The following is a 24,598-nucleotide window of genomic DNA, read 5'->3' as shown; positions in this document are numbered from 1 at the left end:
TACTCTAGTTTCATTTAATCGTGTATATATAACTCTAACGCACGTGAAAGTGAACTGTGCATTTTGATGTCTTTGAAATCCAACCCTAGGTGTACAGCGGTCTGCGCAATTTCAGGGCTCATTCCAGAAAGTGAGGTCTGCACACCGATCAAGCGCAGTCCCTTGATCAGTTGGAAGATTTGATGGGCAACCATTGTATCGATAATAGGTACGCCTGATAAATCAATGAACAGTCGCTCGAATTTCTTTTCCGCACATTGCGTCAATGCTTTCTCGAAAATGACTTGCGCACGATATGTTGTGATTTCTCCGATTAATGGGAGTAAGCCGATGTTGTCAGTCAACCGGATGACAGGCGCACTCATTTCCACAATCATTTCTTGTTGCGCATTCAAGCGCTTTTCTGCAGCTTCCGTATGCTTATGTGTGAACTCTAAAATAATTCCGTTTACAGAGTCTGTTACACCTTTCGACCACTTCATGACCTCGATTGCAGAAAATTGGTCCGCGTTGGCTATGACATATTTCTCAATCAACTGCATGTATTGCGTCTCGATTCGGAAAAATTCCGCGATGATGTCTTCTAGCGGTGTCATTTGATGGGCTGTATCTTTGGAAATACTGTCTACCCACCGATGCACTTCTTCGTCATAATTTATCATTTCAGGATCAAATAACTTTGCAAATAATAGATGAAAAGACTTGTTTTGAGCTTTCAATAACTTGATTTCATCGGGGTTTTGAGTGCCATACACGCCATTTCGGTCCTTATCGAGCGAATTGTACCAGTTTTCGGTCAGATCGTCCGCGCGATCACGAATAAATTCATAAAGCTCTTGATTCTTCCTCATACATTCCCTCCACTAATTAGGTAATCATTAAATTCAATAACTACTATGTTATCATTAAATGATTAGTTTTGGTGCCTGTCACCATTTGGAAGTAGCTCCCATTTGGTGCCTGTCACCCCTTCTTACTACCATAAAGAACAAAAAAGTATCAAAAAAAGTTTTTTGGAGTAAAATCTGGGAACATAAAGAAATAAGAATTCGTTTATATGTTAAGCTAGAGATTATAGATTTACCAAAACAAGGAGAGATAAAGGATGCATTATTTCAGGACACAGTTGCCAGAGATGCTCACTAAACTCGAAGAAATCGTAAATATTGATAGTGGTTCCAGGTTTAAAGCTGGAGTCGATGAAGTGGGCGACCGCCTAGCCCGTGAATACAAAAAGATTGGTTTCACAGTAAAGATTCATGAAAATAAAACACTGGGTAACAACTTGGTGTTGAAACACAAATCTGTAAAAGACCCAAAAATTTTAGTTATTGCCCATATGGACACGGTGTTCCCAGAAGGTACAGCAAAAGAACGCCCATTCCGGATTGAAAATGGATATGCCTATGGTCCTGGAGTTGCTGATATGAAAGCAAGCCAAATCAGCCTTTTATACGCAATGAAATATCTGCAGTCTTTGGACCCGGATGCTTTAAAAAATGTCGTCATCATCTTAAATGCGGATGAAGAGATCGGCTCTCGCGCGTCACGTAAATTAATCGAACACTACAGTCGACTAGTTGATTATGCGCTTGTTATGGAACCCGCTCGAAAAGATGGTTCAGTTGTGTCGTCACGCCGAGGTGGGGGGCGCTACATTATGCGCGTACGCGGAAAAGCGGCCCATTCCGGTGTTGCGCCAAAAGAAGGCGTAAGTGCGATTCAAGAACTTGCCTACAAAATTACAAAACTCCACCAGCTTTCTGACCATGACAATGGGGTTTCGATTAACGTTGGGAAGATTGAAGGTGGGCGCTCCACAAGTGTCATTCCAGACTCTGCGGTGGGGTACGTGGATGTGCGCGTTCGGAACAAAAAGCAGGGGCGCGATGTCACGGAACAGATTGAGACCATTTGTGCGGAATCGGATGTGGAAGGTACGAGCATCGATTTAGAAGGCGGAATCAATCGTCCACCTATGGAATTCGATGAGAAAAACCAAGAGCTATTGGCCATTGTAAAAAGTGTTGGAGAAAAACACGGTATCACAGTGACGGATACACATACGGGTGGTGGCTCAGACGCTTCATTCCCGTCTTACCTTGGTGTAGCGACGATCGATGGGATGGGCCCTATTGGAGACAAAATGCACAACGAGGGCGAAAATGTTTTAGTTGAATCCCTACCAGAACGAACGTTACTTCTAGCCGAAACAATCCGAGAATTGTCTCGTCAAAATGAGCGTAAAGTTGCGAGTGCGAAAGAGAATTCAAAGCAGTTTGCCTAAATAAACGAGGAGTTGAAATCAATTTGATTTCAGCTTTTTTTGCGGGGCAATATCCAAATGGTGGCTGGCCCTATTTTTCACCTGCTTCCAAATAGTGCCTGTCCCTATTTGGAAGTGAAACCCAATCATCAATCACACTATTTTCAGTCATTTGTATCAAACGCTGCAAACGACTATACTTAATGGACACTACTGGGATCGAGAAAAAACCCCTTCCAGTTTCGAATGAGGAGAGATTACCATGACTGAAAACACCAATGAACAAACTGTTTCTGAATGGATTGGCCAAGCACGCGACCGCTCGAGCTGGGAAACACGTCTGAACGCAGTGAAAGAATTAGAGAAATATGACACACCAAAAGCGCACGATACAATTATCAGCTTAGCGCTACATGACCGCGTTTATGCGGTGAAAGAAGAAGCAGTGAACATCGCAAACCGCTTAAACTTGAAAAAAGATGGCCAGAAGATCACACTTTCCAAAAAGAACACAAAATACAAAAATAGTGATTTCACAAAAGTGTTCCATCAGGTGAAGCGTGAAACGGAAATGGAAGAGTTTGAACTCGATGCCTTCAAAGAAGCTTTCCAATCCGCAAACCCTGAAATGTATGACACGATGCACTACGAGCATGGAGAGAAGTTCGATACGTGGATTGAAAACAAATACATGAATTTGCCGAAGAAATAAAAAAGCCGTATCCGAAACCTTTGAAAGGTTTTGGATACGGTTTTTATTTTGAGTTTTGTGCGGTGCCTGTCACCATTTTCCACCAGTTCCCAGATGGTGCCTGTCACCCAGTCACATGTTCCGGTTTCCGGTTCTCAGGACGAGAGGTTTCCTTTTCATTCGTCTAATTTGCTCTCGAATAAAATCGATAACCATTTTTATCTTTTGCTTTCACTTGATAAAGTGCCGTGTCTGCATTGCGAAGAAGTCGGTCTGCATCAATCCCGTCTTTAGGGTACATGCTTATACCAATCGAGCAGGTGATTGTAAAATGCTTACCCTCCACTTCGAAAGGTGTTTCAAAACTTGAACTAAGCCACTCAACAAATTGTTTGGTTTCCTGTTCATCTTTATCCGCTAGAAGAAATAGGAACTCATCGCCCCCGGTCCGAGCGAGCGTGTCATATAGACCGAGCTTTTTGTAAATACGCGTGCTGAGTTGAATAAGAAGTTCGTCACCAAGAAGATGACCATGTTGATCGTTCACTTGTTTAAAGTTGTCTAAATCCAAATACAGGAGAGCAAATGAAGTGTTCCGTTTTTCCGAACGCGCTAATAAGGAGTGCAAGCGATTTGTGAACATACGGCGGTTAGGAAGCCCTGTCAGATCGTCCAAATAAATGAGGTCCTTTAACTGTGCTTCTTCAAGCTTGCGATCCGTGATATCTCTTAAGATGAAACTGATAAAACGACCTTCTCGAATGGTCCATGTTCCGATACTGACCTCAATGGGAAACTCCCGCCCTTTATTTGTGAGGCCAAGTGTTTCAATGATACGATCAAAATTTGATGAGTCTTCGAGCTTTAAAAATTCTGTGATGGCTTGTTTGTAGGAAGGTTGAATTTGTTTCGGGACGACAGTGAAAATGGGTGTGCCAATCATCGTGGACTTTGTGTAACCGAAAAGTCGTTCAGCACCTCTGTTCCATTGTACAACCGCCCCATCTATGTCCGTGACGATAATGGCGTCGTGGGCCGATTCAATCAGAGCTTGAAAGCGAACTTCCGAATCGACGAGTTGATTATGTAGCTTCCGTTGATGTTTTAAACTAAAAATAAGTGCAACGAGTAAAAGTATACTTATACTGATCAAAATAATAAGGCCACTGTTCCAATCTTGCATGTCAGGGTTCATCATCAATCATCCTTTCCGTCAGACAAACAGTTCAAAAATCAATTTAAATGGAGGTATATGGAATCTTTCTGGTTGTTTATAGAACTATATATGTCTAAAGAATTATACAGTAAAAATGGGTTATAAGATACAGTTTTGGTGTTGAAGATATGGTGACAGGCACCAAATGGAAACTGATGGTAAATGGTGCCTGTCACCTAGTTACTTTTTCTCTAAACTAACAAAAGGAAGTAGTTGACGAGAATCATATTCTTCTAATTCCATTCCATTTTCGATTGCAAAAAAGGTTCGATGTAAAACAAAATCAACATAACTAGTAGTTGTCTTTTCAAAAGGATAATACAGTAAGTTCGGTAAGTAGATAAGGTCTAAGAAGGTAGGGGGATTCTTTTCTGAAGAAACATAATGAGGAAAACTGCTATGGGGATAGTCTTTCAAATCCTCAACCATTGGTACTTGGGTCTGAATCGGATTTCGGTGAATGTATGCACTAGTTTCTAAAACTTTGCGAGGAGTACGCACTGCAAACGCCCAAAACCTTTGCTGATAAATACGACCGATAAAGTCATAGCGTTTTCGGTAATGATCGCTATAGCGTTTATTGACAAGCGCCATTATTTTAGAGAGATTGCCGTGTTCTTCACGAATCAGAATGTGGTAATGATTTGACATGAAACAGTATGCAACAATTTGAAAAGGATAACGTTCATGTGCAAGTTCAAAGGATCGAGTGAGCTCCAGCATATCCAGGTCTGTTGGATAAACGTTGTGGCGGTTGTTTCCGCGCATAATACAATGATAAAAATGATTGGGTTGAAATGCTCTTTTTTTTCGAGGCATATAGCCACTCCTTTCAAATAGAATACATTCACATTACCACAGTATGGAATCAATTGGGAATAACGCATTTTTGATTTCTGAGTCTATAGGGGTGACAGGCACCAAATGGGAACTGCTGGTAAATGGTGACAGGCACCTTCTAGGCACCATCAAGTTTCTTGAAAAGTAGAAAACCCATCCCTGAATCATTCAAGGGATGGGTTGCTTGCTAGGCTTTTACATGTTCTACTTCTGACTCCGTCGCTGCTTTTTGAACAATGGCTAAAATCGCTTCACCAAAATCCTGAATTTTTCGTGGTCCGATGCCATAAATAGTTCCTAATTCCTCTAGTGTCGTGGGCTTTTGAATGGCAATGTCTATAAGTGTTTGATTAGTGAAAATAATGTATGCAGGCTGGCCATTCGCTTTTGATTCCCTATAACGAAACTCACGTAAAACGCGCTTCACATTTTCACTCGTTTCGTCCAACACTGTCTCGAGGAGTGGTGATGAAAAGGAAGCTGTCCGTGGGATATGCGTCAGATCAATGAGAGGAAGTTGCCCGGTCATATGCCGATGAATGACTTCCAACAAGTCTTCTCCAAATTCTTCGGCTTTGTTCAGAGTGATGCCAGGAACACGCAAAAGTTCGAGGAGTGTTTTCGGTTTGTGAATTGTAAGGTATTCCAGAGTGGCATTCGAATAAACGCGAGTGACTTTACGGGCATCTTGTTGGGCGAAGTGGTAACGAAAGGCGCGCAAAATCATACGAAGTTCTTCGTCATTTGCAGTGGATGAAGCTAGTGAGGTCAACATGGGATTCCTTCTTTCTAAGTGGTTTAGGGGAAGGAGTTCGCCAGTGTAGGGGATAGTGGAACCAAATGATTCCAATTAAAGTGTAGCGTATTCAGATGATATATACAAACTATTCTGTGAAATAACAGGGTGACTAACAGGGTGACAGGCACCATATGGAAACAGATGGTAAATGGTGACAGGCACCAAATGGAAATCAGCTACCAGATAATAGAAAAAACCTCTAGTGACACATCACCTGACTACTGATAAACTAGTAAAAATCTATTTTTCCCAGAAAGAGAGAGTGCCAATGACCATTGAGTTAATAATTCCTACAATAGAACATATTCCTGCAATTGAAGCATTTCGCGACCTCTTTCCAGAGAGTCCGAACGGTATTCATGGGAGTTCGCAACTTGTCAAAGCAGAAAGTTTAGAGCTATGGCTCGACCAAGTGGAGAAAGATCGCTATGAGGAAACAGTCCAAAAAGGTTGGGTCCATGCCGAACAATATGTTGCAGTCGATTCAAGGACCGGCGAAGTTGTGGGTATGTTGAATTTCAGAAAAGCTTTGAATGAGTACTTATATAACTACGCTGGCCACATTGGGTATTCAATTTCGCCTTTACGTAGAAGAGAAGGGCTTGGGAGTGAGATGTTGCGCCTTGCTTTAAGAGATGCTGAGAAATTTGGAATTGAGCGAGTGCTCATCACTTGTACAGATGACAACTTAGGATCTGCCGGTGTCATCGAGAAAAATGGAGGTGTTCTAGAAGATAAGCGCGTAGATCCAGGTGACGGTGAGTTGACGAGGCGTTACTGGATTAATATGAAAAAAACAGCCGCTCTCAAATGAGGGTGGCTGTTAGTATATACTATTTTTCTCTACTAGTTTTGCATACTTGTCAGGACGAAGGTGTTTATAAACAGTAGTAAGTGCAATGAGATAAAGCAGATGAATACCGGCAATAAATGCGATAGATCCATAAATTACTTTTGAGCCCGTCAGTTGATTTAAGAAATAGCTAGTCAGAAGCATATAAATAACGACTGGAATAACACGTACGAACGTATCTGCACGATTTTTCAAAGTTTTTTCTGCTAGCGAATAGACAAGTGCAATTGACACGAAATAGCCAACCAAAGTTGCAAAAGAAATCAGAAACTCCACATCTTGTCCTCCTTATTAAGCACAGTTTAGACATACGTCCTCTGGTAATTTCAGTTTATCCGAATTTCCTATTTTTGTGAATCATGGTGGTGGGATTTTTTTCTAAGTTGTGCATCTGGTCACCATTTTCCACCAGTTCCCATTTGGTGCCTGTCACCCATCCTTTTTTCATGCTACACTTAAAGTAGAGAGATGTTCGTGCCCTTGCAACTGTAAGGGCTTTTTTCGATTCGGAAGGAGGACGCCGTGTGCAACGATTCAGACACTCCCTGACAGCACGATTACTAGTGACGATGAGCATAATTATATTCACCATCTGTGTACTGTTTCTCATTTTGATCAATCACTACCTCCAAGACTCGATTGTCGAAGAGATGGGAGAAAAAGCGCTTACCAGTGCCTATTTAATTGCTGATCGTCCCGACGTGCAAGCAGCTTTTTTTGAACCGAATCCTTCCGAGCGATTGCAACCGATTGCTGAAGAGATACGCAAAGATACACAAGCGACATTTGTCGTTATTGGAAATGCTCAAGGAATTCGCTACACGCATCCGGACCCAGAAAAAATTGGGCAGTCCATGGTAGGTGGCGACAACGATTCCGCGCTTGTGAACGGGGAGGCGATTGTGTCCATCACGACCGGATCCCTTGGTGAATCGATACGCGGGAAAGTACCGGTGATGGTCGACGGGGAAGTGGTCGGCATCATTTCGGTCGGCTATTTGACAGAAGAAGTGCAACAGTCAATCGATGCTGTATTCCAGAGTTGGCTTCAGCTGACGCTCCTAGTTGCTGCTGTAGGTATTGGAGCGGCATTCCTAGTAGCCATATATGTAAAGCGCCAACTTCTTGGTATGCAACCAACCGAAATCGCAGGATTGTACTCGGCGTACCATACGATTTTAGAAGAAACGTCGGATGGCATTGTGCTCGCTTCCGAGACGCATAAAGTAGTCATTGCGAATGCGCGTGCACACGAGTTGATTCCCCAACTGAAAGAGGGCGTACTGCTTCAGCACGTTCTTCCAGAAAAGCTGGTAAGAGAAGAGGCCATCCGAGCTCTTGAAATCCCTCTCCAAAACCAAGACATCATCTTGTCGAAAGCCCCGTTGGAACGGGACAAGAAATTAGGATACTTGTACATTTTACGAACAAAGCTCGAGTACGAAGCGCTCACGAACGAACTCAATCGCGTCAAACAACAAGCGCAGATGCAGCGCGCGAAGACCCATGAGTTTTCAAACAAACTGCACGTGTTGCTCGGTCTGTTGAAACGTAAGCAAGTAGAACAAGCCATTTCTTTTATTCGAGATGAGCAGCACGACTCAACGGCAGAACTGACGATGCTTGGCAAACAAGCGCCGGTTCTCATTCAAGCACTTTTAGAAGGGAAGATTTCGGAAGCAAAAGAACGGGGAATCGTGGTCACAGTGGATGCTGAGAACGAGCTTGATCAGTATCCGGAACAACAAGTGGACGCCCTTGTGACAGCACTCGGGAATGTCATGCAAAATGCAATCGATGTATTGCAAAAAGTGGAGCAAACAGACAAAAAAATCCATGTTGTCATCCAGCAGTACAAGCACGAGTTGCTCATGGAAGTGCATGATAACGGACCGGGAATCGACGAGGAGACGGCCGCGCATATTTTTACACTCGGGTATACAACAAAGGATGGCTACGACCATGGATATGGCCTCGCGTTGAGTATGCAAGCACTTCAAAAAGAGGGCGGCACCATTTTAGTAGAAGAGAGCCATCTGGGTGGTGCATGTTTCCTACTAACTCTTAAAAGGACGTGAACAAATGAAGACTTGGATACTTGAAGATGATTTCCGGATTGCAGCTTTACATGCAGACTATATCCAGTCACTCAAACCGGAGGCAGACATGCGCCAATTTTTGAATGGGGCAAGCCTGCTAGATGCGCTTCGCTTTGAACAGCCCCATATTTTATTCATGGACCTTTATATTCCTGACGTGGAAGGGTACACGCTCGTGCGCGAGATTCGAACAAACTTTCCAGAGGTTCGGGTGGTCATGGTAACTGCTGCGAACGCCCACCGTGACGTCACGACACTTTATTCGTACGGCGTGTTCGATTACATCGTGAAACCATTTGATGAGGCAAGACTAAAGCTCACATTCCAAAAATTCGAGCGAATTGAAAAGGCTTTAGAAGGGGAATCGAGTGTTTCTCAAAATACGTTAGATGCCCTGTTCGTTTCAGCCACTTCTTCTTCGGGGGAAAAAGAATTTCCTAAAGGCATTGATGCGTTAACTTTAGATAAGGTGATGCAGTTATTTGGAGGGCAAGGACATTCGACATTGACAGCGACAGAAGTCAGTGAACTCATTGGAACGAGCCGCTCGACAGCTCGGAGATATTTGGAGCATCTTGTGGAAGCAGGCAGGTTGGAGACGAAGCTTCTCTACGGAACTGTGGGGCGGCCGGAGCGTAGTTATGTGATTCGTGAAACTTATGAACAAAATTGATTTAATGTAGCTTACTGAACGAATGACCGTATTCTTCCTCCGTGTTGTGAATTGTCTTACTATTAGGACAAGCTTCAACAAGGGGGACATCGGTATGTTAAGTATTATTGGAATTGTGACGATTTTTGTGATTGTCGGATTATTGATCAGTGGCCGGGTATCACCGCTTGTCGCAATGGTAATTCCGCCAATCGTAGCGATGTTTATAGCAGGATTTTCATTTGATGACCTAGGCACGTTCTTCTCAGATGGTATCAGCTCGGTCATCAGTGTCGCTGTCATGTTTATTTTTGCGATTATTTTCTTTGGTATTATGCAGGACGTCGGACTATTTGAACCAGTCATCAATAAAATGGTAGCGCTATCAAAAGGGAATGTGGTGCTTGTAGCCCTTGTGACTGTAGCAGTTGCGGGAATCGCCCAACTCGACGGATCCGGAGCTTCAACATTCTTGATTACGATTACAGCGCTGTTGCCTCTTTATGTGCGACTTGGAATGAATCCGTATTTACTACTTTTACTCATAAGTGGAACCGCTGCCATTATGAATATGCTTCCGTGGGCAGGGCCACTTGGGCGTGTAGCGTCCGTATTAAGCACGGATGTCACAGAGTTATGGCATCCTTTGATCAAGATCCAGATTATCGGCATTGGATTGATGTTACTAATTGCTGTGTTCATGGGCTTCCGGGAAAAACGTTTGATTGCAAAACGTGCAGAGGAAGGGAATCCGTTAAAGTATGATTTGAGCAACAGTATTTTAAACAATGACGTGGACGAGTCCTTGAAACGTCCGAAACTCCTATGGGCAAATGCTATTTTAGCAATCGGGGTCATCGGTATTTTAATGTCAGGTCTGCTTCCGGCGGGACTTGCGTTCTTGATTGGTGTAGCGATTGCTTTGCCTCTCAACTACCGCACACCAAAAGAGCAGATGGGACGTATTCAAGCCCATGCTTCGAACGCACTGACGATGGCGTCAATCATCATCGCTGCGGGATTGTTTCTTGGAATTTTGAACGGAACTGGTATGCTAACAGCGATTGCAGGGAATGCGGTTAATGTCTTGCCAGCGTTTATGGCGCAGTATTTACATATCATTATCGGAGTGCTCGGTGTGCCGTTTGATTTATTACTAAGTACAGATGCTTACTACTTTGCTCTGTTCCCAGTCGTGGATCAAATCGCGTTGACATATGGCATTGAATCGATGTCGACAGCGTATGCGATGATTATCGGGAATATCGTGGGCACGTTTGTATCACCACTAGCACCAGCAGTTTGGCTCGCTTTAGGTTTGTCAGGACTTGAAATGGGCAAACATCTACGCTTCTCGTTCTTTTGGATGTGGGGGCTGAGCATCACGTTGTTAGTGATTGCTGTATTGCTTGGAGTTATTCAGATATAAAAAAAGGTGACAGGCACCATTTGGGAGTAGCTCCCATTTGGTGCCTGTCACCTTTTTTTCTTTTTTTCTTTTCTAATTCTCCCGCTTCGTCCGCGTCTTCTCGAGCATCGAGGAGATGGACGTGCTAGAAGTTCCAGCAGGAGCCGCTTCACGTCGCGAAAACAACGATTGCAAACGGCGGCGTGACGGCAAGCCGAAGCGGCGAATGGTAATGTCGAGGAAGAACAAGATCAAAGCTAGCCAAATCAGCGGGAACACAAAACTTTGTTGGTTCCAACTGCCAGACGCCAATCCGCGCATTGCGTCGCTGCCCGATTCAATGACTTGTCCACCCGTCGTCTCTGACACACTGGCCATCAATTCTTGATTACTTCCAAGTTTCGCATACTCTTGTGAGTACGGGATGGATACGCCTGCTTGGAATACACTTTGTTGATCATTTTGTACGGAAAAGAATACGATGCCTGGATCTGTGTCGAGTGTAACGCGGGCTTTTCCTGGTTCGATCGGTTCTGATTCTACAACCAATTCCTCGCCGCTATTTGTCGTAGCTTGCACATCAAAGAACTGCGAGTTGCCACTAGGGTCCGATAAGATATATACACCTTCTTCTTCACGTTCCACTGAAAAAGGTTCCGTTTCAATAGAAGGAAGGAGTCGATTGATTACCGTGTTCCAAAAGAGCGGCCACTTCTCATAAAGGGCAAAGTCACCGCTCCATGCTCCTCGAGAATCAGACGTATACGCAATCGTTCGACCTAAGCCGTACATCCACTCCGCAAGTACCGGATCTTCTTTTGTGCTCTCGGCCACCAGAGTCGCTTGCGGTTTCAATGTCGTTGCGATGTATGCGTTCAACTGAGGGACGCCTTCGTTAAAGACAGGATCCCAACCTGGAGCGGAGTATACTGTTGGAAAGAATGGTTCGTCTTCGATATACGTTTTCGTCGTCATCGCAGTCTCACGAGATAGAATCGACGGAATCGCAGTCTCATCGACTACATCATAGAAGCGTCCAGTTCCGAACTCTGCTAAAGATTCGAGCAGCGCCTTATCCGCGTCGTCTCCAATTGAGACCGTGGACAAGGTGATGTTGTCCTTCAAACCATCTGCAATCAGCGACTCGTAATCACTCGACGTTGACGACTGGCCATCTGTGAGGAGGATGATATGTTTGCGTTGTACACCGATTTTTTCAAGCTTGTTATACGCTGTGTTTAGGCTGGAATAGATTTCAGTTCCACCACCCGGCGTGATGCTGAGTACTTTATTGATCGTTTCATCACGGTCTTCGATGACACCGGGTTCGATGATTTCCCACGGTCGGTCGTCAAAGGCAATCAAACCAAACTGGTCTTCTGGCCGAAGCATCTCAATCGAACGGGCAGCTGCTTCTTTTGCCAGTTCCATCTTGCCACCCATCATACTTCCCGAGCGGTCTAAAACAATCATGAGCGCAAGAGAAGGTAATTGATGCTTGCCTTTCACATCCATTTCAACCGGAAGCAATTTTTCGATTGGTGTCTGGAAATAGCCTCCGAGTCCAAAACTCGTCTCGCCTCCAACCATCATAAAGCCGGTCCCAAACTGTTTGACGGCTTGCTCGATGATCGCCATTTTTGCTTCACCGACGATATGGCCTGGAACGTTATCAAAAATGATGGCGTTGTAGCCAGCGTAAGAAGCCAGTTCACTTGGAAGGGAAGCCGCATCAATCGAGTCGACGACAAGGCCTGCTTGATCGATGAATGTCGGCACAGGGCTATCGCCTTCAGGTGACACGATGAGTACGTGTGGTGTATCTTCGACCATCGTCAAACTGGTCAGTGCATTGTTTTGAATGACCGCGTCATTTGCACGCTGGATCGTAGCTTCGTAGACGAGTGGACCTTTTTCTTCCGTTGGGTTTGCGAACGAGAATACATTGTCACCTTCCGTGAGTGTCACGTCTTCTGAAAGAATTTGCGTGTCATTCAACTGAATGGAAAGGGTTGCAGGTCCTTCTACAGCAGATTGCACGGTCACTTGGAGCGTATGCGACTCGCCTTCAAATGCAGTCGTAGGCGTTTGAAAGTCGACGATCGCTACATCTTTTTCATCCTGACCGGAAAGAAGGACCGTATCGAGTTCCACTCCACGGTCACGCAATTCTGTCTCGAACGACTTCAGCGAGCCGTTCGTCTCATTGCCATCTGTCAAGACAACCACGCGCGTCGCCACGTCCGAATCCGACAAACCAAGCGCAAGTTTTACCGCATTTTCAATGTCTGTCTGATCCCCACTTGCCATCTGTGAAATTTCAGGAACCGCATCCACCGTATTGGAAAGGACTTGATCGGTTTGGAAGCCATTCGAAAACGAATAAATTCCAACGGATTGATTTGCTTTTTTTGAGCCAATTGCTTCACGCAAAATAGTTTGTTGTGCGTCCCACTGATTTTGCATCGACGCCGACTGATCAACGAGAAATAAAATCTGTTCATCATTGACCGGCCACAAGAGGCGCGGGGAAGCAAGGGCGAGCAAGAGGGAGAAAACTGCAACAATACGCAGCACAAACGCCGTTTTTTCAGTGGCTGATTTTGGTGCTTTTGATTGGTTTCGTGCCCACAAAAAATAGACGAGGGGCAACAAGCCGAGTAGAAGCCATAGGGGGTTCTCAAGTTGTAAATCCACGACGTCGTTGCACCTCCCATTCTGTAAGTAACACTAGTAGTAACAGCACAGCACCAATCGGCACGAGTGAACGATCTACTTCTGCAGTGCCTTCTGCTTCATACGTACCGATTTCATAGCTCTTCTCAAAACCGAGTTGTTTTTCTTGTTGTTCGAGCATGACTGTAAAGTGTTTGGATGCGTCCCCGTCTGTTAGCTGATAAAAGCCAGGGGCAGGCGGAGCCGTCATCGTACTGTCGGATGCCACGTCCGAAATGAATTCGCCATCTCGGTCATAGATGCTCCACTCTCCATATTGACTTGCTAGGGTTACACGGTCGTTCGGAAAATAGCTACCTGTAGTCTCCGCATCTTCTGAGAACTGTTCCATCGCTGCCCATAAGAACAGTGGATAGGAAGGGTGGAGCGGCCAGTCCGTCTGATCGATACTGGCAAGAACGGCTAGATTGCCGTTTGCGAATTGCTGGATGAACGGTTGCTCGCCGATTGCTGCAATCGTCGTGGCTTCAGGAAACGGTTCATACACCGCTTGAACATACACGTCGGATAAATCGACGTAATTGGAAAACGGCTTTTTTTGTTCAATAACGCCTGCAGCTTCAAGTTGTTCGTTCTCACCACGCCCAACCAATAAAATTGGGTGTGCTGTATCATCAAGCAATTTTTCATTGCTTGTAATCAATAATTCTCCTTCTGGTCGAAGGGCTAGGTCATCCGTTGGAACAGTGACGACGTCCGCACCAATTGCCGTTAACGCTTTTTGGATCGTAGGGTGAATCTGATCATCGACTGCGACTTTCAACACCGGACGGTAGAGGGTTGCGGTCATCCGGTTGTCGGCTTCAAACGCATCCTCACTCGACAATACAGCTTCGTAGAACGAACCTGTCGCTGGAAGTTTAGCAGAAACTACTTGGCGTTCGTTTGCAGGCACTTCGTACTCTGTTGTACCTAACGACTGTCCGTCCAAATCAAGAAATTCCAGTGTGCCAGTTGCCACTTCTTTTGTGTCGTTTTGAATCTCAACAATCGCATTTGTCTCGTCTTCTAGTTGTGAGACCCCGAATTGCTTGATGGCAATGTTGCCGAGCTCAGTTGGGCGGTTCTCGACGCGCCATGCGACATTCTCTTGATCAAATGTAATCAAGTCTCGAGGGGCAGCATCCGTCAAAACATACACATGTGCACCAGATTTCGGAAGACCGGCCTTCACAAACTCCACCGTCTTCTTCAATTGCTCCGCTTCATACTGAAGAGGAATCGCTGTGATGGCAGCGTTCACTGCAGATGCGTTCGTACTATTCTGTACAACAAACGTGGGCGTATCCCCAGTCGTGACCACAGTGAATGTTGCGCCTTCATGTGAATCGACTAGGGCCCTCATACGCGCTTTTTGTGTTTCAAACCATGTAGTATCGCCTTCACGTGTTTCCATTGAAGCGGACGTATCTATTACGAGCCAAATGTCTTGTCCTGTAGCAGTCGTCGCCGGAGAGTAGGGCTTCATAACAAGTAGTACAAATAAAAAGAGGGCGAGTAATTGCAAGAAAAGTAAAGCGTTCTTTTGGAGCTTCTCAAAATACGGAGAAGCTTTCGTTTCGTTCATGAACGATTCCCAAAACAGTGTGGAGGAAATCGTCATTGGTGTATAGCGTTTGCGGAAAAAATAATAAAGAAGGACAGCAAGAGGGAAGATAAGCGTCCAACTGTTTGTCCATTGTAAAAAACTCATCTACTCACCTCATCGTATCCATTGAAAACGAACGAACTGGTGAAGAGCGGCACTTAAGAAATCCGGCTGGCTCGGCACGAAGACGAGGCTGTGGCCATAGCGGGCTGCAAGGTTCTCCAGTTGTTCAAAATGGTGTTTCCGTGTTGTTTCATATCGTTTGATCATAGCGGGTGTAACGGTCACATTTAAACTTTCGGACGATTCCCGATCGACAAGCAAATAATCTCCGAAGTAATCGGGGTTCTCTTCTTGTTCGGACGAGACAATGATGAACCGAATGTCTCGTGGACGCCGAGCTAAAAGTTGACACGTTTTTTCAAATTCACTTAGTGCTTCAAGCCCGTCAGTTACAACGAACACGCTGTTTGCGTCTTTTGGAATCTGTGAAGCGATGGTGCTTAGAAATGGTTCATCGGCTTTCGTCGTCTCGAGTTCTTCGACTTTGGCTTGGAATACGTGCCGGTACATGGCCCCTTTTTTACGAAATGTATGGAGTCGCTCGGGTTGCTTGGCAGTAAACGACAATGAGTCGTCATGCGTCAGTACGAGGTAGCCGAAGAGAGCGGCTACTTGTTGCGCGTGAAGCCATTTGTCCCCGTCGTTCATAGACGGCGTCGTATCGAGCGCAATATGTACACGCATCTCTTGTTCGTCTAAGAAGCGCTTGATAAATAGTTTATCCGTTCGAGCATACACGTTCCAGTCGATCTGTCGTACATCATCTCCTGGTTCGTACACACGAAAGTCAGAGAAATCAAGCGATGAGCCAAAACGTTGGGAAGCATGTGTACCACGCCGACCGTTTGCTTGCCGCTTGCGACTGACGATGCGGTAGTTGGCAAGTTTATTCATAGTCGATGTCGTCAGTAACGGCATAGTGTTTCCTCCTTACGCTTTTGCAAGTTCTTCGATCATCAAGTCGAGTACATAGTCTGGTGTGTAGCCAAGTGCTTCCGCTTCGTAGTTTAGGCGAATGCGGTGACGGAGTACGGGTTTAACAGACTGTTTTAAATCTGCAATCGATACATGCAGGCGACCTGCTAAAAATGCCCGCGCTTTAGCGATTCGAATCAAACTCTGCAACCCACGTGGACCACTTCCGAACTGAACGAAGCGTGTAATTGGTTCGAGTGTTGAGCTCTCGGGATGCGTGGACGTAATCAACGTGATTGCGTAGTCCATCAAATCATCTGCCACTAACACATGTTTCACCATCGCCTGCGCTTCGCGAATTTCCTGTGCGGAAAGGACTTGTTGTAAGTCATGCGAAGTGGTACCTGTCGTACGCACCATGATTTCTTTCAGTTCAGATTTCGAAGGATACGGTAACACGACTTTACATAAGAAACGGTCAACTTGTGCCTCAGGAAGAGGATACGTTCCTTCCATTTCAATCGGGTTTTGCGTTGCTAGAACGAAGAACGGTTCTTCCATTTTGCGTGTTTCACCGAGCACGGTTACCGTGTGTTCACCCATCGCTTCGAGTAACGCACTTTGCGTCTTCGGAGTCGCGCGGTTGATCTCATCGGCAAGTACAAGCTGATGGAAGATCGGTCCTTTTTTAAACACAAAATCGGTCTTTCCGTCTTCACTGCGCTCAATCATGCTCGTTCCTGTAATATCAGCAGGCATCAAGTCCGGTGTGAATTGAATACGAGAAAATGACAAATCACATACTTCTCCGATCGTGCGGATGAGCATCGTCTTCCCGAGACCTGGAAGTCCTTCGAGAAGTGTGTGCCCCCCTGCAACCATTGCAAGAAGGGTGTAATCGATAGCTTCATGCTGCCCGACGATAAACGTGCTGATCTCTTGTTTTGCTTGTGCAAATTTTGCACTCATCTGTTCGAAATGTTCTGGTGTATAGTTCATAATGCCTCCACTAATCTGTTGTTTGGATGGATGAAAAATAAGACTGTACATAGTTTTGCAGGTCAGAAGGGAGTTGCAGTCGGTCGACGCTGTCACGATAGAGCGGAGCATAGTCGCCAACAGCATCTTGATACGGTCGAACGGTACCTTTTGTTACAGGCGTCTCGCCGGTCTGTTCTCCAATCGCTTGCCCCTCGCCAAGTTGACCACCATCTGTTGTGGAAGCACCCGGCGTGCCGATTCGTTTAGGTGTAGCGATAAGAGAGCGGTCACCTTGGCCTTTTCCACCTTGTGTACCGCCTTGACCACCGCCTTGCCCCGAACCTTGCCCTTGCCCTTGACCTTGCCCTTGGCCTTGCCCTTGGCCTTGGCCTTGTCCTTGGCCTTGACCTTGTCCTTGCCCCTGGCCTTGACCTTGACCTTGGCCTTGACCTTGACCTTGTCCTTGCCCCTGTCCTTGCCCCTGTCCTTGTCCTTGCCCTTGTCCTTGTCCTTGCTGTCCAGACTGGTTTTGCCCGGTAGCTGTTTGATTTTGACTCGTTGTTGCCAGTTGCGTCGGTGTAGAGAGCGGCTGACCGATTTTCGCCATCGCTGCCTGGGCGGACTTCATCTGTTCATTGAGTCCTTCAATCGATGCTGTCAGCTCTTCAAGTTTCTCTTTTTCTTCTGCTGTAAGCCCAGACTTGGTTGCATCATTTTCTGCAAGTTGTTGTTTCTTCACAAGTTTCGCTTTTTGCAGCTCAAGCTCTTTTTTCGTTTTCGTGACGTCTTCCCACGCTTTTTTCGCAGTATCCGCTTTCTTTAGCTCTTGCTCAAGTTCTGCCACTTTCTTTTTCACATCTGGCTTTTTCGCTTGCTGCTCAAGTTTCTTAACTTCTTTCTCAAGCTCAGCAACTACTGCTTTCTCTACTTCTGCATCTTTTGCCGCAATCTGATCATCCGATGGAATCATCACGCTGACAAATCCTAATACAAGGAATACTAGTGCCAAAAGCAAGCTACGCATGGACCATTTCACACGAACGGCTTTTTTAAACCGCTCAGTCGCAGACGGAACAAGTGGTGTGACTTTGTTCTCTAAATGCTCAAGAAGTGGGGAAGGGGTCGTAGCTTGAGCTACTGTGATAAATTCATTTTCTGGGAATGCTGCATCGTATAGACGCAATGACTCAAGCTGTGTCGGCCGTTTGCGCATCAAGTACACGAAATACCCGATTCCCACCAAAAGCGCAGCCCCTACTGCAATCCACTGAAAATAAAGAAGAACAAAGAAACGCGATACTAGGAGAAGAGAGAACCATGTGATGGCAGCAGCGACCAGTGCTTGTTGCAATTGCTCGACAGCAAACACGCGAACGACGCGCTGGTGAGCCCGTCGTATCATCGGTTGCCATTTAGAGTGGGTCATACAAATCCTCCTTTAGCGCATTTTGCCCATGTTGACACGCAGTTTCTTGATTGCAATAAACAATGCAAATACAGTCAATAAGATGTAAAAGCTAACGTATGTGATCCAGATGGGGAAGTCCACCTGTGTCATGTCTTTTAAAAATACCATGCCGTCCGGACTGACAAGTGAGAACACCATGATTCCTGGGTTAATACTTGCCCAGAAGTGAGCCATGAAAGATGGAGATGGGGCTCCCATCCCGAATCCATAACTTGCTTGGATTGCTAAAATCATGAAAAATGCTGTGACGCCTGCTAAGAACATCATTGAACCGTACGTCGCAATCATCGAAACAATCGTCTTTTTCGTAATCGTCGAGAACATGATTCCAAGACTACCGATTGCAAGAACCGTCAGTAGGAAAAACAAGAAAATCTGAACGAGTTGGATGGGTGAAACTCCGCCAAATAAGAAAACTAAACTATAAATTGGAAGACCAGAAATCAGCATCAACACTAAAAAAGCAAGAGAAGACGCCAGTTTTCCAAAGATGATCTGCCAAGATTTTTGAGAGGTCGTTAAAAGAATGGTCAACGTTTGTTTCTCCCGTTCCGTACTGATAGTCCCAGCTGTTAGACCAGGCGTGATAAATAAGATCAGTCCGAGCTGGATATACGTCAATACGATAAACATATAATAGCTTTCTTCTGGTCGGAAGAAGCCTGTCCCGGTAAAGTTTGTAGCAATGAAAATCATACCGAACACAAATACACTTAAGGCCAATAGATAAAACAACAAACCGACAGAGCTTTTCACACTACGAAAGCGTAATTTTAATTCTTTAATGAGTACCGGATTGTAGAGGAGTGCTTTCATACTGTCTCCACTCCTTTCGTGATTTCCATGAAGACATCTTCAAGATCTGTTTCCGTCTGTGAGAATGTGATAATCGGTAGGTCTTTTAAAACTGCTGTTTTTAACAGTTCACGCTGCTGCTCATTCGTACCACGATATGAGAATGTTACAAGGTTTCGCTTCTCATCCGTTTCAACCGTTGACACAAACGGTTGTTCTTCGATAAATGCCACAAACTCTGGAAGGCTTCCGAGCAGGTGGACAGTTACCGGACGCTCGTTTTGCAATTTTTCATGAATGTCAGCCACGCTACCGTGGGCGACTAATTGTCCTCCGTCTAAGACACCGATCTCATCACACATCTCTGCAAGCTCTGGAAGAATATGCGACGAAATCAAAATCGTCTTGCCCATGCCTTTTAAATGTTTCAAAATATCGCGCATCTCGATACGTGCACGTGGATCGAGTCCAGACGCAGGTTCGTCGAGAATTAATACGGCTGGATCATGGATCAGTGACCGTGCCAAGCAAAGGCGCTGCTTCATCCCGCGCGATAGCAAGTCCACGTATTCATACCGTTTGTGGGATAAGTTCACGAGTTCCAAAAGTTCAGGAATTAGCTTTTCACGTTCTTCAGCAGGTATTCCGTAACTCGCACCGTAGAAATCGAGGTACTCGTCTGCTTTTAATTGATCATACACTCCGAAAAAGTCCGGCATGTAGCCAATCTGTTTTCGTACTTCATGAGGCTGTCTACGTACAGACTTACCATTGATGAATGCTTCCCCACTTGTCGGTTGAAGGAGAGTGGACAAGATGGAGAATGTCGTCGATTTCCCAGCTCCGTTTGCTCCCACAAAACCAAATACAACGCCTTCTCCGATCGTCAAATTCAAATCTTTCAATGCATAAAAATTACCGTATCGTTTTGTCAGTCCTTTGATTTCAATCATTGAGCTGCCTCCCCAGTCAATTCGACTTCAGGAACTTTTGTGTAATCGTTGCCTGTGCTGTCTTGTTTGTTGATGCGTAATTCAATCGTTTGTTCTTTCGAGATATAGTCCGCGATGTTTTCAGTGAAAGAGGCAGGCGAATCTGTGACAGGCTCAAATTCACCAGTTTTTTGGTTTAAAATCTCGTAGGTCATGACATTTGCGACGGTATTTTTAATAGCGAGTTCTTTCCAAACAGGGGGCTCATCCGTAATATTTTGCGGAATCGTTGCGAGATAGATGAATTCACCGTTTTCCATATACCACTCATTCACCTGTCCTGGTGTGCGTTCGGAATACAATCCTTTATCGGAATACACTTCAAGTTCGAATGAATCGAACGGGAGAGTGAATTCTCCTTTAAATAATGTAGAGGACTCAAACGGTTGAATGAGTAAGTTCGTTGCATCCAGTTCCGCACGCTCACCCTCTACCGTGATTGGCACGATTGGCTCTTTCGAAATCGCAATAACAACCGGTGTCTTTAGTGGTTGATTCATTAAATACATATCAAATGCCTGTTTGATGGCACGTTTGCGTTCTTCCGGAAGCTTTTCAGAAGTTATCCCCGTAGGTGTACCACCGTAGTAACCACCTGAACCACCCATAGTCGATTTCGCAGGAAGCAAGATGCCTGCTTTATGCTGTTCATTGACTTGAAGGGTTTCACCTGCATCGAGATCACCAAGATCAATTTGTTTCGCACCTGTCCAAATCTGAACATTTGTCAGTGGGAATGGGAAAGTGTTTTCGATAGTTCCACTGATCAGTTCCGAATTGTTTTCAATGTTGACAAGGAGCTTTCCAGTCGCTTCCACAGTAGATTGTCCGATAATGCTAGCTGTTGACCAATAGCCGACGTTACGCAATGTCATGGTCGGGTTTTCTGGCTCTCCTTCAATGATCGCTTTCATACGAGTATCCATTTGATTACCAGAGAAACTTTGTCCTGTCCAAGAAGACAAGGTGGTCCCTTCACCAGCCACTAGCTTATAATCGCCACTGCGGTTTGAAAGGAGTGTCTCGACAAAGTAACCGTTCATCATGCCATCTTCCTGCATTTCATAAAAACTCATTTGGTGGACTTGTGGTTTGGCCAAGCGGTCACGTGCTCCATATGCGAAAATCGCAACAGACGTTAAAATGGCAATCGAAGGTATGATCCACCACGAATATTCCCGTTTGTCTTTGCGCTTGAGCGCGAAGTAAAGAAGTGGTCCGACTAATAAAAAGTAGATAAAGATAATAAATCCAATACCGAGAACAGATACTTCAAATGACGGGAACAATTCATTGATTGATACAGATTCGTAGCCAATAGAGTCTAAAGTCGATGGTCCACCGTAATAAATTTGAGAGCCCGTGTCGATTACTTTTGCATCTTTGATCAATACAGAAAGCAGTTCGTCATAACCTTTTTCTGCAGAGAGCGGTTGATCCCCAAGTGAAAACGCAGTTTGCATGATGGTTCCGCTTCCTACTTTTTTCATTGCGGTTACAGGCGTGTTGTTTAAGCTCCAAACACTTGTCGCACCTTCTGCTAATGTACTTTTTTGTACGGAAATTGCGTTTGGAAGGTCAGAAGTTTTGGCATAGTCCTGCGCTTGTTCAGGTGTGATAGTCATTGTTTCGTTCGTTGCTTTTAAAGGCAGGTAGTCCGCGAGCATACCAAATTCCGCGTCGCCTTTTGAAGTCGCTCCTGCAAGCACTGTTCCACCAGCGTGTAGCCAGTCGACTAATGCTTGTTGCTGAGCGTCTGGCCAGTCTGCAATAGAAGATTCATCGACCACAACAATGCTGGCCATTTCCCAGTCTTGCTTTGTAGCAGGTAAAACTCCATTTTTTAAATGATTCAATGAAATGACTTCAGCACGAAGGCCTTGATTGAATTTAATGTTACGAAGTGCTGTCAGACGGTCCGTCGATTCTGTCAATGTGAATACAAATACCGAGTCTCCCATGAAGAAGCTAGGGCGAACGGCTTTGTCGCCTTTATAGGTGACTTCTTTTCCTTTTTCCCAGCCGCCTTCATATAAATAAAACATTTGCATGCTCGTACCTGAGTACATATAGTCCTCTGAAAGCGCCGATAAGCGGAGTGTAAGGGTTTTGGTCTCACCGGCAGCGAGTGTTAAAGGTAATGCGCGAGCAGAGCCGACTTCATAGGATTCCGGCGCATCAATCACGATATCACCAGAGAAGTCATCTCCGTTATTTTGAAGTGTGAGCGTTATAGGCACGCCACTTCCATAGAGCACCTTATTGTCGTAACCCGCGGTCGCTTTAATTGTAATGTCTGATTTCGCAAAAGCCGCGGTCGGAATAAGGAGCACTGTCAACACAAGGACTGTGAATAGCCCGAGTGTACCTAGTACTTTTTTCATCAATTGTTCCCCCTAAATTTTCTAATTATTTCTATCTAATTAATGGTAACGTATTAGGAGATGTTTTGTTTCACTAATTTTCAAAATGTTTTTCTGGTCAAAGGCGTGGAGGAGATCAACTCGTGGCGCTGAGCAGTCGTTCATCGGACGAAGAGGCGTTTTCTTGAACACTAAACCCGATTTATTGAACCCAAATTCGAATTTCTTCTACAGTAAATGGGGTTTATTCTACCGAATTCATATTATGGAAACTAATTGGATATAAATGATTCTCCTGACCACTCGAATTTATAAGAAACTGACTATTTTGTAGATGTCAGATTCATAGTATCCTCTATCTATACTAGTACTGGAGGTTGAATTGAATGACGAAACAATTTACTGGAACAGATCGAGTGAAACGAGGAATGGCGGAAATGCAAAAAGGTGGCGTCATTATGGACGTCGTCAATGCAGAGCAAGCCCGCATTGCAGAAGCAGCTGGAGCTGTGGCCGTTATGGCGTTAGAGCGTGTACCATCGGATATTCGTGCTGCGGGCGGCGTTGCGCGTATGGCTGACCCACGCATTACAGAAGAAGTGATGCAGGCCGTGACAATTCCGGTCATGGCAAAAGCGCGCATCGGTCATATTTCGGAAGCGCGGATGCTTGAGGCTATGGGTGTCGATTACATCGATGAATCTGAAGTATTAACACCAGCAGATGAAGAGTTTCATTTAATCAAAAGCGACTTCACGGTGCCGTTTGTTTGCGGAAATAAAGATTTAGGTGAAGCGGCTCGCCGAATTGGAGAAGGCGCATCCATGCTCCGCACAAAGGGAGAACCGGGGACAGGGAATATCGTAGAAGCGGTTCGTCACTTACGTAAATTAAATGCCCAAGTTCGAAAAATCATTCATATGAACGACGATGAATTGATGACGGAAGCGAAAAACTTAGGTGCACCTTATCATGTATTACTGGAAATCAAACATTTAGGGCGCTTACCTGTTGTGAATTTTGCTGCAGGAGGCATTGCGACACCTGCGGATGCAGCTCTTATGATGGAACTTGGCGCAGACGGAGTATTTGTCGGTTCTGGTATTTTCAAATCGGACAATCCAGAACGTTTCGCCCGCGCGATTGTGGAAGCCACGACACATTACCAAGATTACAAACTACTCGTTGAAATTTCAAAAGACCTAGGGGTTCCGATGAAAGGTATTGAGATTGGTCGTTTAGAAGCAAGTGACCGGATGCAGGACCGGGTGCTGTGAAATGTTGAGAATTGGTGTTCTCGCTTTACAAGGTGCCGTCCGTGAACATGTTCTTTCTATAGAAGAAAGTGGAGCAACTGCTGTTCAAGTGAAACGGCTTGAAGACCTCGAAGGACTCGATGCTCTCGTATTGCCAGGTGGGGAAAGTACGACAATGCGCAAGTTACTCGATCGCTACGAATTACTTGAGCCGATTCGTAAACTTGCGGAAGAGGGTATTCCGATGTTCGGCACGTGTGCAGGTTTAATCCTGCTGGCACGCAATGTCGTAGGACAAGAGAGTCATTTGGGTGTGATGGACGTGACGGTCGAGAGAAATTCATTCGGTCGCCAAGTCGATAGTTTTGAAGTTGGTCTTGATATCGCAGGTTTTGGAGAACCATTTCCTGCTGTGTTTATTCGAGCACCTCATATTGTGGAAGTAGGAGAGTCTGTTGAAGTGTTAGCAGAACACGACGGTCGTATCGTGCTTGTACGTGACGGCAACTTCCTCGGGTGTTCGTTCCACCCTGAATTAACCGATGATCACCGTCTCATGAACTATTTCGTGAAACTTGTTAGTGAGACAACCCCAGGGGTTATCTCAAAATAAAGTT

At 45.2% G+C, this 24,598-nt stretch carries 21 protein-coding genes; 8 read left to right on the top strand and 13 right to left on the bottom strand.

Annotated elements, in window-relative coordinates:
- Nucleotides 1-14 precede the first annotated feature (14 nt).
- Nucleotides 15-851, bottom strand: a complete 837-nt coding sequence (locus AB5N96_RS06945; protein WP_204589676.1) for an STAS domain-containing protein — start codon at nucleotides 849-851, stop codon at nucleotides 15-17.
- Between the two features lie 254 nt (nucleotides 852-1,105).
- On the opposite strand from AB5N96_RS06945, the gene AB5N96_RS06940 reads away from it, so the two are divergent.
- Together AB5N96_RS06940 and AB5N96_RS06935 are read left to right on the top strand one after the other, a co-directional pair.
- A complete protein-coding gene (locus tag AB5N96_RS06940) occupies nucleotides 1,106-2,287 on the top strand; it encodes a M20 family metallopeptidase (RefSeq protein WP_204589675.1) in 1,182 nt (393 codons plus the stop codon).
- Nucleotides 2,288-2,528: 241 nt separating this feature from the next.
- Nucleotides 2,529-2,978, top strand: coding sequence for a hypothetical protein (locus AB5N96_RS06935; RefSeq protein ID WP_499705044.1), 450 nt, complete (start codon nucleotides 2,529-2,531; stop codon nucleotides 2,976-2,978).
- A 163-nt stretch (nucleotides 2,979-3,141) separates the two neighbouring features.
- Here the strand turns inward: AB5N96_RS06935 and AB5N96_RS06930 are convergent, their stop codons facing one another.
- The 3 genes from AB5N96_RS06930 to AB5N96_RS06920 all read right to left on the bottom strand — a co-directional run bounded on the left by AB5N96_RS06930 (nucleotide 3,142) and on the right by AB5N96_RS06920 (nucleotide 5,788).
- On the bottom strand, nucleotides 3,142-4,152 hold the full coding sequence (locus AB5N96_RS06930) for a diguanylate cyclase domain-containing protein (protein ID WP_499705043.1): 1,011 nt from the start codon (nucleotides 4,150-4,152) through the stop codon (nucleotides 3,142-3,144).
- A gap of 201 nt (nucleotides 4,153-4,353) precedes the next feature.
- Complete coding sequence (locus AB5N96_RS06925) at nucleotides 4,354-4,992, bottom strand: transposase (protein ID WP_499705042.1); 639 nt, start codon at nucleotides 4,990-4,992, stop codon at nucleotides 4,354-4,356.
- Between the two features lie 208 nt (nucleotides 4,993-5,200).
- Nucleotides 5,201-5,788 (bottom strand): HRDC domain-containing protein, encoded by a 588-nt coding sequence (locus tag AB5N96_RS06920; protein ID WP_499705041.1) that lies wholly within the window; start codon nucleotides 5,786-5,788, stop codon nucleotides 5,201-5,203.
- Between the two features lie 292 nt (nucleotides 5,789-6,080).
- Here AB5N96_RS06920 and AB5N96_RS06915 point away from each other — a divergent pair, with 292 nt between their 5' ends.
- Nucleotides 6,081-6,626: a GNAT family N-acetyltransferase gene (locus AB5N96_RS06915; protein WP_499705040.1), complete on the top strand. Its 546-nt coding sequence runs from the start codon at nucleotides 6,081-6,083 to the stop codon at nucleotides 6,624-6,626.
- A 9-nt stretch (nucleotides 6,627-6,635) separates the two neighbouring features.
- On the opposite strand, the gene AB5N96_RS06910 is transcribed toward AB5N96_RS06915, so the two are convergent.
- The gene (locus AB5N96_RS06910; RefSeq protein WP_204589670.1) at nucleotides 6,636-6,941 is read right to left on the bottom strand and encodes a hypothetical protein; all 306 of its coding nucleotides are present in this window, start codon (nucleotides 6,939-6,941) and stop codon (nucleotides 6,636-6,638) included.
- A 248-nt stretch (nucleotides 6,942-7,189) separates the two neighbouring features.
- Here AB5N96_RS06910 and AB5N96_RS06905 point away from each other — a divergent pair, with 248 nt between their 5' ends.
- From AB5N96_RS06905 to AB5N96_RS06895, 3 genes are all read left to right on the top strand, one after another.
- Nucleotides 7,190-8,743, top strand: a complete 1,554-nt coding sequence (locus AB5N96_RS06905) for an ATP-binding protein (RefSeq protein WP_499705039.1) — start codon at nucleotides 7,190-7,192, stop codon at nucleotides 8,741-8,743.
- A 4-nt stretch (nucleotides 8,744-8,747) separates the two neighbouring features.
- On the top strand, nucleotides 8,748-9,437 hold the full coding sequence (locus tag AB5N96_RS06900) for a response regulator (protein WP_499705038.1): 690 nt from the start codon (nucleotides 8,748-8,750) through the stop codon (nucleotides 9,435-9,437).
- Between the two features lie 94 nt (nucleotides 9,438-9,531).
- Nucleotides 9,532-10,845, top strand: coding sequence for a CitMHS family transporter (locus tag AB5N96_RS06895; RefSeq protein WP_499705037.1), 1,314 nt, complete (start codon nucleotides 9,532-9,534; stop codon nucleotides 10,843-10,845).
- A 72-nt stretch (nucleotides 10,846-10,917) separates the two neighbouring features.
- Here the strand turns inward: AB5N96_RS06895 and AB5N96_RS06890 are convergent, their stop codons facing one another.
- From AB5N96_RS06890 to AB5N96_RS06855, 8 genes are read right to left on the bottom strand one after another with little or no spacing between them, the layout of a single operon-like run.
- Nucleotides 10,918-13,521 carry a VWA domain-containing protein gene (locus tag AB5N96_RS06890; RefSeq protein WP_499705036.1) on the bottom strand — a complete coding sequence of 868 codons (2,604 nt, stop codon included), beginning with the start codon at nucleotides 13,519-13,521 and terminating at the stop codon, nucleotides 10,918-10,920.
- Nucleotides 13,505-15,253, bottom strand: coding sequence for a vWA domain-containing protein (locus AB5N96_RS06885; RefSeq protein WP_499705035.1), 1,749 nt, complete (start codon nucleotides 15,251-15,253; stop codon nucleotides 13,505-13,507). Before AB5N96_RS06885 ends, AB5N96_RS06890 begins: the two co-directional genes overlap by 17 nt.
- 9 nt (nucleotides 15,254-15,262) lie before the next feature.
- On the bottom strand, nucleotides 15,263-16,129 hold the full coding sequence (locus AB5N96_RS06880; protein WP_499705034.1) for a DUF58 domain-containing protein: 867 nt from the start codon (nucleotides 16,127-16,129) through the stop codon (nucleotides 15,263-15,265).
- 12 nt (nucleotides 16,130-16,141) lie between these two features.
- The gene (locus tag AB5N96_RS06875) at nucleotides 16,142-17,125 is read right to left on the bottom strand and encodes an AAA family ATPase (protein WP_204589663.1); all 984 of its coding nucleotides are present in this window, start codon (nucleotides 17,123-17,125) and stop codon (nucleotides 16,142-16,144) included.
- A gap of 10 nt (nucleotides 17,126-17,135) precedes the next feature.
- Entirely contained in the window at nucleotides 17,136-18,533 is a 1,398-nt protein-coding gene (locus AB5N96_RS06870) for a DUF8809 domain-containing protein (protein WP_499705033.1), read from the bottom strand.
- 12 nt (nucleotides 18,534-18,545) lie between these two features.
- On the bottom strand, nucleotides 18,546-19,391 hold the full coding sequence (locus AB5N96_RS06865; protein ID WP_499705032.1) for an ABC transporter permease: 846 nt from the start codon (nucleotides 19,389-19,391) through the stop codon (nucleotides 18,546-18,548).
- Nucleotides 19,388-20,323 (bottom strand): ABC transporter ATP-binding protein, encoded by a 936-nt coding sequence (locus tag AB5N96_RS06860; RefSeq protein WP_204589660.1) that lies wholly within the window; start codon nucleotides 20,321-20,323, stop codon nucleotides 19,388-19,390. The genes AB5N96_RS06865 and AB5N96_RS06860 overlap by 4 nt, the downstream gene beginning before the upstream one ends.
- On the bottom strand, nucleotides 20,320-22,746 hold the full coding sequence (locus AB5N96_RS06855) for a DUF8725 domain-containing protein (RefSeq protein WP_204589659.1): 2,427 nt from the start codon (nucleotides 22,744-22,746) through the stop codon (nucleotides 20,320-20,322). The genes AB5N96_RS06860 and AB5N96_RS06855 overlap by 4 nt, the downstream gene beginning before the upstream one ends.
- A gap of 365 nt (nucleotides 22,747-23,111) precedes the next feature.
- On the opposite strand from AB5N96_RS06855, the gene pdxS reads away from it, so the two are divergent.
- Together pdxS and pdxT are read left to right on the top strand one after the other, a co-directional pair.
- Nucleotides 23,112-24,002: a pyridoxal 5'-phosphate synthase lyase subunit PdxS gene (gene pdxS, locus AB5N96_RS06850; RefSeq protein ID WP_204589658.1), complete on the top strand. Its 891-nt coding sequence runs from the start codon at nucleotides 23,112-23,114 to the stop codon at nucleotides 24,000-24,002.
- Nucleotide 24,003: 1 nt separating this feature from the next.
- Nucleotides 24,004-24,594 carry a pyridoxal 5'-phosphate synthase glutaminase subunit PdxT gene (gene pdxT / locus AB5N96_RS06845; RefSeq protein WP_499705031.1) on the top strand — a complete coding sequence of 197 codons (591 nt, stop codon included), beginning with the start codon at nucleotides 24,004-24,006 and terminating at the stop codon, nucleotides 24,592-24,594.
- Nucleotides 24,595-24,598: the final 4 nt, after the last annotated feature.

The sequence above is a fragment of the Chryseomicrobium imtechense genome, from assembly GCF_041475995.1.
Lineage (GTDB): Bacteria > Bacillota > Bacilli > Bacillales_A > Planococcaceae > Chryseomicrobium > Chryseomicrobium aureum.
The sequence above is the reverse complement of the archived record's forward strand: the minus strand, read 5'-3'. Positions and strand labels throughout refer to the sequence as shown.